Consider the following 16432-nt stretch of genomic DNA (forward strand, 5'->3'; position numbering starts at 1 on the left):
GTCTCATCAGCTCATTGAGGATCCCGATGTATCAAGACTCCCTGGAGTACGAGACCGCCGTCGCCGTCGTCGGAGTATCGTGCCGGCTGCCGCACGCCACCGGTCCGGAGGCCTTCTGGACGCTGCTGCGCGACGGCGTCGACGCGATCACGGCAACCCCGGCCGATCGCCGGGACCTCGACCCGGCCGACGCCGGGCCGCCCGCCCCCGGCACCGAGTTCGGCGGCTACCTCGACACGGTGGACCGCTTCGACGCCGGGTTCTTCGGCATCTCGCCGCGCGAGGCCGCCGCGATGGACCCGCAGCAGCGGCTGATCCTGGAACTGAGCTGGGCCGCCCTGGAGGACGCCGGCATCGTCCCGCAGCGCGCCAAGGGCTCCCGGGTCGGGGTGTTCATCGGCGCGAACAAGGACGACTACGCGACCCTGGCGCGCCGCCGCGGCCTCGCCGCGATCACCCCGCACAGCAACACCGGCCTGCAGCGCGGCATGATCGCCAACCGGGTGTCGTACCTGCTCGGCCTGGGCGGGCCGAGCCTCACCATCGACACCGCACAGTCGTCCTCGCTCGTGGCGGTACACCTGGCCTGCGAAAGCCTGCGCCGCGACGAGTGCTCCACCGCACTCGTCGGCGGGGTCATGCTCAACCTCAGCGGGCACAGCGGCGTGGAGCTGTCCCGGTTCGGCGGCCTGTCGCCGGACGGGCGCTGCTTCACGTTCGACGACCGGGCCAACGGCTTCGTCCGCGGCGAGGGCGGGGCCGTCGTGGTGCTCAAGCCGCTGCGCCGGGCCCTCGCCGACGGCGACCACGTGTACTGCGTGATCCGTGGCAGCGCCGTCAACAACGACGGCGTCAGCCGCGGCTTCACCGTCCCCAGCGCCGCCGCCCAGGAGGAGGTCATCCGCCTCGCCTGCGACCAGGCGGGCGTCGCCGCGGACGACGTCCAGTACGTCGAGCTGCACGGCACCGGCACCAAGATCGGCGACCCGATCGAGGCGGCCGCCCTCGGCGCGGCGATCGGCCGGCGCCGCACCGGAAGCGGCCCCCTGGCCGTCGGATCCGTCAAGACGAACATCGGCCACCTGGAGTCCGCCGCCGGGATCGCCGGTCTGCTCAAGGTCGCCCTGGCGATCCGCCATCGCCGGCTGCCGGCCAGCCTGAACTTCCGGGCGGCCAACCCCGAGATCCCGCTCGACGAGCTGAATCTGCGGGTGCAGACCGAGACCACCGGGTGGCCGGACGCCGACCGGCCGCTCGTCGCCGGGGTCAGCTCGTTCGGCATGGGCGGCACCAACTGCCACGTCGTGGTCGGCGAGCTCCCCGGCGCCGGCGAGCGGCCCGCGGCGCCGGACACCGCGCCGACGGCCCTCGCGCTGTCCGCCCGGACCGCCCCGGCACTGCGGGAGCAGGCCGGGCGGCTGCGGGCGTTCCTGGCCGCCGGGGCCGAGCCGCCGGTGCGCGACGTCGCCTGGACGCTGGCCACCGCCCGGACCGCGTTCGCGCACCGCGCCGTCGTCGTCGGCACCGGCCGGGACGCGGTGCTGCGCGGCCTCGACGACCTCGACATCGCCGTCCTCGGCACCGCGCCCGCCGAACCGCGCCCGCACGGCCCGGTCTTCGTCTTTCCCGGTCAGGGCGCCCAGTGGCTCGGCATGGGTGTCGAGCTGTGGGAGACCGAGCCCGTGTTCGCCGCGTCGATGGTGCGCTGCGCGGAGGCGTTGGCTCCGTTCGTCGACTGGTCGCTGCGGGCGGCGCTGACCGATCCGGGGTTGCTGGCCCGGGTCGATGTCGTGCAGCCGGTGCTGTGGTCGGTGATGGTGTCCCTCGCCGAGCTGTGGCGGGCCGCGGGCGTCGAACCGGCCGCGGTGGTCGGGCATTCGCAGGGTGAGATCGCCGCGGCGGTCGTCGCCGGTGGACTGTCCTACGAGGACGGTGCCCGGATCGTGGCGCTGCGGGCGAAGGCGTGGCTGGCCCTGGCCGGGCAGGGCGGCATGATGTCGGTCGCCCTCTCCGAGGACGGGGTCGCGCGGTTCCTGGCCCCGCACGGCGACCGGCTGGCCGTGGCGGCGGTGAACGGCCCGGCGGCGGTGACCCTGGCCGGCTACCCCGACGCGCTCGACGCGATCGCCGCCACCTTCACGGCCGCCGACGTGCGGCACCGCCGCATCGCCGGCATCGACACCGCCGGGCATTCGGCCCAGGTCGAGGTCCTCGAGGCGCACATCCGGGACGTGCTCGCCCCGCTGGCACCGCACACCTCGCGGATCCCGTTCCACTCCACGGTGACCGGCGGCGAGTTCGACACCGCCGGCCTCGACGCCGACTACTGGTACCGCAACCTGCGCCTCCCGGTCCGCTTCGGTGCCGTGACCGCGGGCCTGGTGGCGGCCGGGCACCAGGTCTTCGTCGAGGTCAGCGCGCACCCCCTGCTGGCGTCGGCGATCGAGCAGGCCGGCGACGACCTCGTCATCACCGGCACGCTGCGCCGCGAGGACGGCGGCCGGGACCGGGTGCTCCGCTCGATCGCCGCACTGCACGTCGCGGGCGTCGACGTCGACTGGGCCGCCCTGCTCGGCGACGGCGCGCCCCGGCGGGTACCGCTGCCGGCGTACCCCTTCCAGCACGAACGGCGGCACTGGTTCTCCGGGGCGCCCGCCGCCGACGTGCCCGCCGGGCCGGAGCCGGTCGAGGCCGCAGAGCCGGTCGAAGCGGCCGGGCCGGTGGTCGTGGTCGACGAGCGGGAACTGCTCCAGCTGGTCCGCACCCACGCGGCGGCGGTGCTCGGCCACCCCGGTCCGCAGGACGTCGACCCCCGGCTGACCTTCCGCGAGCAGGGCTTCGAGTCCTACACCGCCGTCGAGCTGCGCAACCGGCTCGTCACCGCCACCGGGCTGCGGTTGCCGGCCGCCCTCCTGTTCGACCATCCGACCCCGGCCGCAGTGACCGCGCACCTGCGGCAGCTGCTCGGCGGCGGTACCGATCCGGAGCGCGGCCCGCGAACCGCACCGGGCCCGGCGGACGAACCGATCGCCATCATCGGCATGGGCTGCCGTTTCCCCGGCGGTGTCGATACTCCCGAGGCGCTCTGGGCCCTGGTCGCGAACGGTGGCGACGCGGTCGGGGAGTTCCCGGCCGACCGGGGCTGGGACGCCGGACCGGCCGGCTACGCGCGCGTCGGCGGATTTCTCACCGGCGCGGCCCTGTTCGACGCCGAGTTCTTCGGGATCAGCCCCCGTGAGGCCGTGGCGATGGACCCCCAGCAGCGGCTGCTGCTGGAGACGGCGTGGGAAGCCCTGGAGCGCGCCGGCGTCGTCCCCGACTCCCTGCACGGCACGGACACCGGCGTCTACGTCGGGCTCATGCACCACGACTACGCCGGCCTGGTCACGGCCGAGAGCGAGGGGTACGCGCTCACCGGCACGACCGGCAGCGTCGCCTCGGGCCGCGTCTCCTACATCCTCGGCCTGCAGGGGCCGGCCGTGTCCGTCGACACCGCGTGCTCGTCGTCGCTGGTGGCGGTACACCTGGCGGCCCAGGCGTTGCGGTCGGGGGAGTGCTCGATGGCCCTGGCCGGCGGTGCGACCGTGATGGCCACGCCCGGAGTCTTCGCCGAGTTCTCCCGGCAGGGCGGCCTGGCCACGGACGGGCGCTGCAAGCCTTTTGCCGAAGCCGCGGATGGTACCGGCTGGGGTGAGGGCGCCGGCATGCTCGTCCTGGAGCGGCTGTCGGACGCGCGCCGCAACGGGCACCGGGTCCTCGCGGTGGTGCGGGGCAGCGCGATCAACCAGGACGGGGCGTCGAACGGTTTGACGGCGCCGAACGGTCCGGCGCAGCAGCGGGTGATCCGGGCCGCGCTGGCCAGCGCCGGGTTGCGCCCCGGCGAGGTCGACGCGGTGGAGGCGCACGGCACGGGCACGACCCTCGGTGATCCGATCGAGGCGGAGGCGCTCATCGCCGCCTACGGGCAGGACCGGCCCGCCGACCGGCCGCTCCGGCTCGGCTCGATCAAGTCCAACATCGGCCACACCCAGGCCGCCGCCGGCGTCGCCGGGATCATCAAGATGGTCATGGCGCTGCGCCACGGCCTGCTGCCGGCGACGCTGCACGTGGACGCGCCTTCGTCCCATGTGGACTGGACGGCCGGCGCGGTGCGGCTGCTGACCGCGGCGACGCCGTGGGAGGCGGGCGACCATCCGCGCCGGGCCGGCGTCTCGTCGTTCGGCATCTCCGGCACCAACGCGCACCTGATCGTCGAGGAGGCCGCGCCGGCGCCCGCGGTCGAAGCGCAGCCGGCGGCGACGGTGCCGTGGCTGCTGTCCGCCCGCACCGAGGCGGCCCTGCGGGAGCAGGCGGCGCGGCTGGCCGGATCCGTCGCGCCCGGCACCGACGTGCTCGCGGTTGCCCGGGCCCTGGCCACGACCCGGTCGGTGTTCGCGCATCGGGCGGTGGTGGTGGCCGAGGATGTGGCCGGGTTCGTGGCCGGTCTGGCGGATGTGGATGTTTCGGTGGTCCGGGGGACTGGTGATCCGGTGTTTGTGTTTCCGGGTCAGGGTGCGCAGTGGGTGGGGATGGGTTTGGCGTTGTGGGATGCCGAGCCGGTGTTCGCCGAGTCGATGGTTCGTTGTGCGCTGGCGTTGGAGCCGTTCGTGGACTGGCAGTTGCGGGCGGTGCTGGGTGATGCGGAGTTGCTGGCGCGGGTGGATGTGGTGCAGCCGGCGACGTGGGCGGTGATGGTGTCTCTGGCTGAGTTGTGGCGTTCGGTGGGTGTGCGGCCAGCGGCGGTGGTCGGGCATTCGCAGGGTGAGATCGCCGCGGCGGTGGTGTCGGGTGGGCTGTCCCTTGAGGACGGTGCCCGGGTGGTGGCGTTGCGAAGTAAGGCGATCCTGGAGCTGTCGGGGTCGGGTGGGATGGTGTCGGTGCCGCTGCCGTTGGAGCGGGTGCTGGCCTTGATCGGGCCGGGCGTGTCGGTGGCGGCGGTGAATGGTCCGGCGCAGGTGGTGGTGAGCGGGTCTGGGGCGGATGCGTTCGCGGAGGCGTATGCGGATTTGGGTGTGCGGCGGATCAATGTGGATTATGCGTCGCATTCGGTGCAGGTGGAGGCGTTGCGGGAGCGGCTTGAGGTGGAGCTGGCCGGGTTGGATCCGCATGACGGCGTGGCGTTCCATTCCACTGTGGACGCGGCTTCGGGTGGTGAGGGTGGGTATTGGTATCGGAATTTGCGGTATACGGTTCGGTTTGGTGATGTGATCGCGGCGCTGGTTGCTGCGGGGCATCGGACGTTTGTCGAGGTGAGTCCGCATCCGGTGCTGGCGATGGCGGTGGAGCAGGCGGGCGAGGATCTGGTGGTCGCCGGGACGCTGCGGCGGGATGACGGTGGGCGGGAGCGGTGGCTGCGGTCTCTGGGTGCGGTGCATGTGGCTGGTGTGGGTGTGGACTGGGCGGTGGTGCTGGGCGGGGTGGGGGCGTCGGGGGTGGAGTTGCCGACGTATGCGTTCCAGCGGCGGCGGTACTGGCCGCAGCCGGCCGGCCACCCGCTGCTCGGGGCCGCGGTGCCCCTGGCCGCCGGTGGCGGAGCCGTGCTGACCGGGCGGTTGTCCCTGCCGGCGCAGCCGTGGCTGGCCGACCACGCCGTCGGCGGGTCGGTGCTGCTGCCCGGAACGGCGCTGCTGGAGCTGGCGATCCACGCCGGAGACCAGGTCGGGTGCGGCGTCGTCGACGAGCTGACGATGCCGGCGCCGCTGGTGGTGCCGGCCGCTGGCGCGGTACAGGTGCAGGTGTGGGCGGGCGACGCGGACCAGGACGGCCGCCGGCCGGTCACGGTGTACTCCCGGGGCGCGGACGAGGACGGGCCGTGGACCCGGCACGCCACCGGCGTCCTCTGCGCCCAGGCCGAGCCGGCCCCGGTGGCACCGCCGGTGTGGCCGCCCGCCGGCGCCGAAGCCGTCGCGATTGACGGACTGTACGACCGGCTCGCCGCCGCCGGATACGGCTACGGGCCCGTGTTCCAGGGTCTGCGGGCGGTGTGGCGGTCCGGGCCGGCGGTCTTCGCCGAGGTCGCGCTGCCGGAGCCGGCCGGCACCGACGGATTCGCGGTACACCCGGCCCTCCTCGACGCGGCGCTGCACGCGCTGCTGCTCACCGGGCCGTCCGACGGGGGTGTGGTGCTGCCGTTCGCGTGGAGCGGCGTCACGCTGTACGCGACCGGCGCGACGACCCTGCGCGTGCGGCTGACCCCGACCGGCGGTGCCACGTCGATCGAGGCCTTCGATCCGGCGGGCCGGCCGGTGCTGGCCGTGTCGGCGCTGACGCTGCGCCCGGTCGCTGCCCCGGCCGGCGAATTGCCGCAGGATTTGTTCGCGGTCGAGTGGGTGCCGCTGCCGCCGGTCGCGCCGGTCGGCACGGATGTGGTGGTGTTCGAGCCGCCGGTCGGTGATGTGCATGTGGTGACGGCGGCGGTGCTGGAGCGGTTGCGGTTGTGGCTGGCCGGGCCGGGCGGGTCGCGGTTGGTGATCCGGACGGACGGTGCGACGGATGGCCGGGATCCGGCGGCGGCTGCAGTGTGGGGTTTGGTCCGTTCGGCGCAGTCGGAGCATCCGGATCGGTTCGTGCTGGTGGACGGGCCGGTCGAGGCGGCGCTTGCGGTCGCGACCGGTGAGCCGGAGGTCGCGGTTCGCGGCGGTGTGCCACACGGGCGGCGGCTGGTGCGGGCGGGTGCGGGCCGGCTGGTGCTGCCGGCGCATGCGGCGTGGCGGCTCGACGTGACCGAGCCGGGCAGCCTCGAGAACCTCACGGTGGTGGAGAACCCCGAAGTCCCCCTGGCCGCCGGGCAGGTCCGGGTCGCGATTCGCGCCGCCGGGCTGAACTTCCGCGACGTCCTGCTCGGACTCGGCACCGCACCCGACCCGGCCGCGCGGCTGGGCAGCGAGGCGGCCGGCGTCGTGGCCGAGGTCGGCCCGGACGTCGACGACCTCACCGTCGGCGACCGGGTGTTCGGGGTCTTCGCCGGCGCGTTCGGCCCGTCGGCCGTCACCGATCGGCGGCTGCTCGCCCGGATGCCGGCCGGCTGGTCCTTCGCCGAGGCGGCATCGGTGCCGATCGCCTACCTCACCGCCTACTACGGACTGCGGGACCTGGGGAACGTCCGGCCCGGCGAACGGATCCTGATCCACGCGGTCGCCGGTGGGGTCGGCATGGCGGCGGTACAGCTGGCGCGGGCGTGGGGCCTGGAGGTGTACGGCACCGCCGGCCCCCGAAAATGGTCCGCCCTCGACGGCTTCGATGCGCAGCACCTGGCCTCGTCGCGGGACCTGGGGTTCCGGGAGGCGTTCCTGGCGGCGACCGGCGGCGAAGGCATGGACCTCGTGCTCAACGCCCTCGCCGGGCCGTTCGTGGACGCCTCGCTGGACCTGCTGCCCAGGGGCGGCCGGTTCGTGGAGATGGGCAAGGCCGACATCCGCGCGTCCGTCGCTGCCCCCGGGGTGGCGTACCAGGCGTTCGACCTGTTCGACGCCGGCCCGGACCGGATCGGGCAGCTGCTCGGCGAGCTGCTGGAGCTGTTCGCCGCCGGCGCCCTGCGACCGATTCCGACGACCGTGTTCGAGGCGTCCCGGGCCGTCGACGCGCTCCGCTACCTCCAGGCGGCCCGGCACATCGGCAAGGTGATCCTGCGACTGCCCGCGACCCCGGACCCGGACGGCACCGTGGTCATCACCGGCGGTACCGGAACCCTCGGCCGGATGCTGGCCCGCCACCTCGCGGAAACCCACGGCCGGCACCGGCTGCTGCTGCTGTCCCGCCAGGGCCCGGCCGCCGACGGAGCCGACGAGCTGATCGCGCTCGGTGCGCAGGTGGTGGCGTGCGATGTCACCGACCGGGCCGCCCTGGCCGACGCCCTGGCCGGGCACACGATCACCGGGGTGGTGCACACCGCCGGGGTCCTTGACGACGGCACGATCGAGTCGATGACTCCGGGCCGGCTGGATCGGGTCCTGCGGGCCAAGGCCGACGCCGCGTGGCACCTGCACGAGCTCACCCAGGACCAGGATCCGGCCTGGTTCGTCATGTACTCCTCCGCCGCCGCCACGTTCGGCTCCGCGGGCCAGGGCAACTACGCCGCCGCCAACGCCTACCTGGACGCCCTCGCCCTGCACCGCCGGGCGCTCGGCCTGCCCGGCCAGTCGCTCGCGTGGGGGCTGTGGGAGCAGCGATCGGCGATGACCGGCCACCTCGACGCCGCCGACGTCGGCCGGCTCGCCCGGACCGGCATCGGCGCGCTTCCGGCCGAGCGGGGACTGCGCCTGTTCGACGCGGCCGTCCGCGCCGACCTCGCCGACACCGTGGCCGTCCGGCTCGACCTGGCCACGCTGCGCCGCGCCGCCGGCGGGGTCCCGCCGCTGCTGCGCACCCTCGCCGGCGGTACGGCGCGCCGGGCGGCGGCGACCACCGGCGGCCGCGCCGAGCTGGCCGCGACGGTCGCCGCGGCGAGCGCTGCCGATCGCGACCGGATCGTCCTCGACCTCGTCCGCGCCCAGGCCGCGGTCGTCCTCGGCTTCACCGGGGCCGGCGGGATCGACCCGGCCGGCACCTTCCGCGACGCCGGCTTCGACTCGCTGACCGCCGTCGAGCTGCGCAACCGGATCGCCGCCGCGACCGGCCTGGCGCTGCCGTCGACGCTCGTCTTCGACCATCCGACGCCGCGCGCGCTGGCCGGCTACCTCCTGAACCGGCTCCTCGGCGTCGATCCGGCACCGGCCGTCCCCAGCGCACCAGCGGCCGCCGCCGGCGAGCCGATCGCCATCGTCGGGATGGGCTGCCGGTTCCCCGGCGGGATCGACACCCCCGCGGACCTGTGGGCGCTGCTCGTCGCCGGCGGTGACGCGGTCGGGGAGTTCCCGGCCGACCGCGGCTGGGACGCCGGGACAGCCGGTTACGCGCGCGTCGGCGGGTTTCTCACCGACGCGGCCGGATTCGACGCCGGGTTCTTCGGGATCAGCCCCCGCGAGGCCGCCGCGATGGACCCGCAGCAGCGGCTCCTGCTCGAAACCGCGTGGGAGGCGCTCGAGGACGCCGGCATCGACCCGGCCGGGCTGCACGGCAGCCGCACGGGCGTGTACGTCGGCATCGCCGCCTCCGACTACGGCGCCGGGCTGAACGCCGACTCCGGCCCGGGCGAAGGCCACGTCCTCACCGGCACGACCACGAGCGTCGCGTCCGGGCGGGTCGCGTACACCCTGGGTCTGGAGGGTCCGGCGGTGTCGGTGGACACGGCGTGTTCGTCGTCGCTGGTCGCGGTACACCTGGCGGCTCAGGCTCTGCGGTCGGGTGAGTGCTCGATGGTCCTTGCCGGCGGCGCGACCGTGATGGCCACGCCCGGCATCTTCGCCGAGTTCTCCCGGCAGGGCGGTCTGGCCGCGGACGGGCGGTGCAAGCCGTTCGCGGATGCGGCCGACGGTACCGGCTGGGGCGAAGGCGTGGGCATGCTCGTCCTGGAGCGGCTGTCCGACGCGCGCCGCAACGGTCATCACGTGCTCGCGGTGGTGCGCGGCAGCGGGGTCAACCAGGACGGCGCGTCGAACGGTCTGACGGCTCCGAACGGCCCGTCGCAGCAGCGCGTGATCCGGGCCGCACTCGCGAACGCGGGCCTCCGGCCGAACGAGGTCGACGCCGTCGAGGCGCACGGCACCGGGACCACGCTCGGCGACCCGATCGAGGCACAGGCCCTGATCGCCACGTACGGCCGGGATCGCACGGCGGATCGCCCGCTGCGGCTGGGTTCGGTGAAGTCGAACATCGGCCACACCCAGGCCGCGGCCGGCGTCGCCGGGGTCATCAAGATGGTCCTCGCTATGCGCCACGGCGTCCTGCCTCGGACGTTGCACGTGGACGCGCCGTCGTCGCACGTGGACTGGTCCGCCGGCACCGTCGAGCTGCTCGCCGAACCCGTCGCGTGGAAGCCGAACGGCCACCCGCGCCGCGCCGGGATCTCCGCGTTCGGCATTTCCGGCACGAACGCGCACGTGATTCTGGAGGAGGCCGAGCCGCAGCCGGTGGCTCCAGCTTCGCCGGTCGGCGTGGTGCCGTGGCTGTTGTCGGCGAAGTCGGAGCCGGCGTTGCGTGCGCAGGAGCGGCGGCTGGCGGAGTTCGTGGCGGGGCAGTCGCCGGTGGATGCCGTTGCGGTCGGCCGGGCTCTGGCAAGCGGCCGGTCGTTGTTCGCGCATCGGGCGGTCGTGCTCGGCCCGAGCACGATCACGGGTGTGGCCGGTCCGGGTCGCCTGGCCGTCGTGTTCTCGGGTCAGGGCAGTCAGCGGGCCGGTATGGGTTTGGACCTGTATGCGCGGTATCCGGTGTTCGCGGCTGCGTTTGATGAGGTGTGCGGGCAGTTGGGGATGCCGTTGCGTGAGTTGATCGCTGATGGGTCTGATCTGGATCAGACGGCGAATACGCAGGCGGCGTTGTTTGCGGTGCAGGTGGCGTTGTTCCGGTTGGTGGAGTCGTGGGGGGTCAAGCCTGGGTTCCTGGCCGGGCATTCGATCGGTGAGGTGACCGCGGCCTACGTGGCTGGGGTATGGGACCTGGCTGATGCGGCCCGGATTGTGGCGGCGCGCGGCCGGCTGATGCAGGCGCTGCCGGCCGGCGGGGCGATGGTCGCGCTGACCGCGTCGCACGAGGAGGCAATGGACCTGATCGCCGGGCATGCCGACGTCGGTGTGGCCGCCGTGAACGGTCCACAGTCGACGGTGATCTCCGGTGCCGCGGACACTGTCTTGGCGCTGGCCGATCGGTGGCGGGAGCGGGGTGGTAAGGCTCGCCAGCTGCGGGTGAGTCATGCGTTCCATTCGCCGTTGATGGAGCCGATGCTGGGCGAGTTCGCCGCGGTGCTCGACACCGTCGCCTGGCACGAGCCGTCGATCCCGGTGGTGTCGGGCACCCCGGGTGCGGATCTGGCCAGCCCGGCATATTGGGTCGCGCACGTCCGCGAAGCCGTTCGGTATCACGATGCGGTGACGGCGCTTGGTGCGGACATTTTCCTGGAGCTGGGGCCGGACGGATCCCTGTCGGCGATGGCCGACGGTGGGGTGTGGTTGCCGGCGTTGCGGGGCGGGCGGGACGAGGCCGAGACGCTCCTCGCCGCCGTCGCCGGGGTGCATGTCCACGGTGGCGCCGTCGACTGGACGGCACTGCTCGGTGGGACCGCGGCCGGACGGGTAGAGCTACCGACGTACGCCTTCCAGCACCAACGGTTCTGGGCCGGGGACTCGGGCGTCCGGGCCGGCCACGCCGCCGCCCTCGGCCAGCGGCCCGCCGGGCACCCGTTGCTCGGCGCCGCGGTTTCGCCCGCCGACGGCGACGGTGTCGTCCTCACCGGCAGGCTCGCCCTGACCGCCCAGCCGTGGCTCGCCGGCCACGCCGTCGGTGGCGCCGTCCTGCTGCCCGCCACCGCGTTCCTCGAGCTGGCCCTGCACGCCGGCGACCAGGTCGGCGGCGGTGGCGTCGACGAGCTGACCCTGCACACCCCGCTGGTCCTGCCGGCCACCGGCGCCGTCCAGCTTCAGGTGCTCGCCGGCAACCCCGACGAGGACGGCCGCCGTCCGCTCACCGTCTACTCGCGCGGCGAGGGCACCGAAGGCCCGTGGACCCGGCACGCCACCGGCGTCCTCGCGCCGCCCGGTGCCGGCACCGTTCCGGCCCCACTGCGGTCCTGGCCGCCCGCGGGTGCCGAGCCGGTCCCGGTCGACGGCTGCTACGACCGCCTGGCCGCCGACGGGTACCACTACGGCCCGGTCTTCCAGGGCCTGCGCGCGGTGTGGCGGTCCGGCCCGGACGTGTACGCCGAGGTCGCACTGCCGGACGACACCACGGTCGACGGATACGGGGTACACCCGGCCGCGCTCGACGCCGCACTGCACCCGATCGCGCTGACCGGGCTCGCCGGCGACGGCCGGCTCGTGCTGCCGTTCGCGTGGAACGGCGTCCGGCTCCACGCCACCGGCGCGACCACGCTGCGGGTGCGGCTGACCCCGGCCGGCGCCGGGCTGGCGGTCACGGCGTTCGACACCGCGGGCCAGCCGGTGCTGAGCGTGGCGTCGCTGGTGCTCCGCCCGGTCGCCGCCCCGGCCGCCGAACTGCCGCAGGACCTGTACGCGGTCGAGTGGGTGCCGCTGCCGCCGGTCGCGCCGGTCGGCACGGATGCGGTGGTGTTCGAGCCGCCGGCCGGTGATGTGCACGTGGTGACGGCGGCGGTGCTGGAGCGGCTGCGGTCGTGGCTGGCGGAGCAGACCGGGTCGCGGCTGGTGATCCGGACGGACGGTGCGACGGATGGCCGGGATCCGGCGGCGGCCGCGGTGTGGGGTCTGGTCCGTTCGGCGCAGTCGGAGCATCCGGATCGGTTCGTGCTGGTGGACGGGGCCGTCGAGCCGGCCGTCGCCCTGGCCACCGGTGAGCCGGAGGTCGCCGTTCGCGACGGTGTGCCGCACGGGCGGCGGCTGGTCCGGGCGGGTGCCGGCCGGCTGGTGCCGCCGGCGCATGCGGCGTGGCGGCTCGACGTGTCCGAGCCGGGCAGCCTGGAGAACCTCACCGTCCTCGACCGCCCCGAAGCGCCGCTGGCCGCCGGGCAGGTCCGGGTCGCGGTCCGTGCCGCCGGGCTGAACTTCCGTGACGTGCTCATCGGCCTCGGCATGTACCCCGACCCGGCCGCGGTCATGGGCAACGAGGCCGCCGGGATCGTCGTCGACGTCGCCCCGGACGTCGAGGACCTCCGGGCCGGCGACCGCGTCTTCGGCATGTTCGCCGGTGCACTGGGGCCGCTCGTCGTCACCGATCGGCGCCAGGTCGCGCGGATTCCGGAGGGCTGGACGTTCACCGAGGCCGCGTCCGTGCCGGTGGTGTTCCTGACCGCGTACTACGCGCTGCGGGATCTGGCCGATGTCCGGCGCGGCGAAAAGGTTCTCATCCACGCCGTGGCGGGTGGGGTCGGGATGGCGGCGGTGCAGTTGGCGCGGGCGTGGGGTGTGGAGGTGTACGGCACCGCCAGTCCGGGGAAGTGGTCGGCCCTGGACGGCTTCGATGAGCAGCACCTGGCGTCGTCCCGTGATCTGGCGTTCCGGGAGCGGTTCCTGGCGGCGACCGGCGGTGAGGGTGTGGACGTGGTCCTCAACGCGCTGGCCGGGTCCTTTGTGGATGCTTCGCTGGAGCTGCTGCCGCGGGGTGGCCGGTTCGTGGAGATGGGCAAGACCGACATCCGCCCGGCCGTCGGCAACCCCGGCGTCACCTACCGGGCGTTCGACCTGTCCGAGGCCGGCCCGGACCGGATCGGGGAGATGCTCGGCGAACTCCTCGACCTGTTCGCCGCCGGCACCCTCCGACCACTGCCGGCGACCGTATTCGAGACCGCCCGGGCGGTGGAGGCGCTGCGACACCTGCAGGCCGCCCGGCACATTGGCAAGGTCGTCCTGCGGCTGCCGGCGAGCCCGGACCCGGACGGCACCGTCGTCATCACCGGTGGCACCGGAACCCTCGGCCGTCTGCTGGCCCGGCATCTCGCGGAGGTCCACGGCGTCCGGCGCCTGCTGCTGCTGTCCCGGCAGGGCCCCGACGCCCACGGCGCCGGCGAACTCATCGAGCTGGGCGCGCAGGTGGTGGCGTGTGACGTCACCGACCGGGAGTCCCTCGCCGCGGCGCTGGCCGGGCACCGGATCACCGGCGTTGTGCACACCGCCGGTCTGCTCGACGACGGCACGATCGAGTCGCTGACCCCCGAGCGCCTCGACGGCGTGCTGCGGGCCAAGGCCGACGCCGCGTGGCACCTGCACGAGCTCACCCAGGGCGAGGATCTGGCCTGGTTCGTCATGTACTCCTCGGCCGCCGCCACATTCGGTGCGCCCGGGCAGGGCAACTACGCCGCCGCCAACGCGTATCTGGATGCCCTCGCCCTGCACCGCCGCAACGAAGGCCGCACCGGGCAGTCGCTCGCCTGGGGGCTGTGGGCCGAGACCTCGGCGATGACCGGCGACCTCGACCGGGCCGACCGCGACCGCCTCGCCCGGACCGGCATCCGCGCGCTCGACACCCGGACCGGCCTGGCCCTGTTCGACGCCGCGATCCGCCTGGACCACCCGCTGCTCGCCCCGGTCCGGCTCGATCCGGCCGCGCTGCGCCCCGGCCCCGGCACCCCGCCCATCCTGCGCACCCTGGCCGGTACCGCCGCCGCCCGCCCCACCCGGCGCACCGCCACCACCGCCGGTCGGGCCGACCTCGCCGGCCGGCTCGCCGCCCTGGGCGCCGACGAGCGGCACCGGACCGTGCTGGAACTGGTCCGGTCCCACGCCGCCGTCGTGGTCGGCCACAGCGGTACCGTGGCCATCGACCCCGCCACCTCGTTCCGCGACCACGGCTTCGACTCGCTGACCGCCGTCGAGCTGCGTAACCGGATCGCCGCCGCCACCGGCCTGACGCTGCCGTCGACGCTCGTCTTCGACCATCCGACACCGCAGGCGCTGACCCGGTACCTCCTCGGCGAACTCCTCCCCGAGCCGGCCGCCCCGGCCGAGGTGATCCGCCCCGCGCCCGGGACCGATGAGCCGATCGCGATCGTCGGCATGGGCTGCCGGTACCCCGGCGGCGCGGACACTCCCGAAGCCCTCTGGGCGCTCCTCGCCTCCGGTGCCGACGCCGTCACCGAGTTCCCCGCCGACCGCGGCTGGGACCTGGAGACGCTCTACGACCCGGAGCGGCTGCATACCGGGACCAGCTACACCCGCCACGGCGGATTCCTGGCCCACGCCACCGACTTCGACGCCGCCTTCTTCGGCATCAGCCCCCGCGAGGCCCTCGCGATGGACCCTCAGCAGCGGCTGCTGCTGGAGACGACCTGGGAGGCGCTCGAACGGGCCGGGATCGCGCCCGGCACGCTGCGAGGGACCGGCACCGGCGTGTACGTCGGCATCTCCGCCTCTGAATACGGCAGAGGCGCCGGAGGCCCCGACGCCGATCCGGACAGCACCGAGGGCCACGCCCTCACCGGCACGACCACCAGCGTCGCCTCCGGCCGCATCGCCTACACCCTGGGCCTGGAAGGGCCGGCCGTCTCCGTCGACACCGCCTGCTCCTCGTCGCTGGTCGCCCTGCACCTGGCCGCCCAGGCGCTGCGCTCCGGCGAGTGCTCGATGGCCCTCGCCGGCGGCGCGACCGTCATGGCCACACCCGGGACCTTCGTCGAGTTCTCCCGGCAACGCGCACTTTCGGCCGACGGGCGCTGCAAGCCTTTTGCCGAAGCCGCCGACGGTACCGGCTGGGGCGAGGGCGTCGGCATGCTCGTGCTCGAGCGCCTGTCGGACGCCCGGCGCAACGGGCACCGGATCCTGGCCGTCGTGCGCGGCAGTGCGGTCAACCAGGACGGCGCCTCGAACGGGCTGAGCGCTCCCAACGGCCCGTCGCAGCAGCGCGTGATCCGCCAGGCGCTCGCGAACGCGGGGCTGCGCCCGGCCGACGTCGACGCGGTGGAGGCGCACGGCACCGGCACCACCCTCGGTGACCCGATCGAGGCCCAGGCCCTGCTCGCGGCCTACGGCCCGGACCGCCCGGCGGACCGGCCGCTGTGGCTGGGCTCGATCAAGTCCAACATCGGCCACACGCAGGCCGCCGCGGGCGTCGCCGGGGTCATCAAGATGGTCCTCGCGATCCAGCACGGCGTCCTGCCCCGGACGCTGCACGTGGACGCCCCGTCCTCGCACGTGGACTGGTCGGCCGGCACCGTGGAACTGCTGACCGAACCGGCGCCGTGGAAAGCGAACGGCCGGCCGCGCCGCGCCGGTGTCTCCTCGTTCGGCATTTCGGGCACCAACGCCCACGTCATCCTCGAGGAGGCGGAGCCGGAGCCTGAGCCGTTCGGGGCGTTGAGCGGTCCGTTGCCGTGGTTGTTGTCGGCGAAGTCCGAACCGGCTCTGCGGGACCAGGCGGCTCGGCTGGCCGGTTTCCTGGCCGAGCGTCCGGATGTCGACCTGGCCGCGGTCGCTCGCTCCCTGGCGGCTCGGTCGTCGTTCGCCTACCGGGCCGTTGTGGTCGCCGGCGACCGTGGGCATCTCCTGGCGGAGTTGGATGAGCCGCTGATCAAGGGTGTGGCCGGTGGTGGTGCTGATCCGGTGTTCGTGTTTCCGGGTCAGGGTGCGCAGTGGGTGGGGATGGGTTTGGCGTTGTGGGATGCCGAGCCGGTGTTCGCTGAGTCGATGGTCCGTTGTGCGGCTGCGTTGAGGCCGTTTGTGGACTGGGATCTGCGGGCGGTGCTGGGCGACGCCGAAATGCTGGAGCGGGTGGATGTGGTGCAGCCGGCGACGTGGGCGGTGATGGTGTCTCTGGCCGAGTTGTGGCGTTCGGTGGGCGTGCGGCCGGCCGGTGTCGTGGGCCATTCACAAGGTGAGATCGCGGCGGCCGTGGTGTC

Annotated in this window: 1 protein-coding gene (cut by a window edge); it reads left to right on the top strand. The window is 74.3% G+C overall.

What is annotated here, in order from left to right; genetic code table 11:
• Window positions 1-26 precede the first annotated feature (26 nt).
• Window positions 27-16432, top strand: partial view of a type I polyketide synthase gene (locus ACQPXD_RS24920; RefSeq protein ID WP_432842506.1) — the 5' portion only. 18226 nt of this gene lie beyond the right edge of the window; 16406 of the gene's 34632 nt are visible here — the first part of the coding sequence; the start codon lies at window positions 27-29; the stop codon falls past the right edge of the window.

The organism is Dactylosporangium sp. CA-092794, assembly GCF_050948465.1.
Lineage (GTDB): Bacteria > Actinomycetota > Actinomycetes > Mycobacteriales > Micromonosporaceae > Dactylosporangium.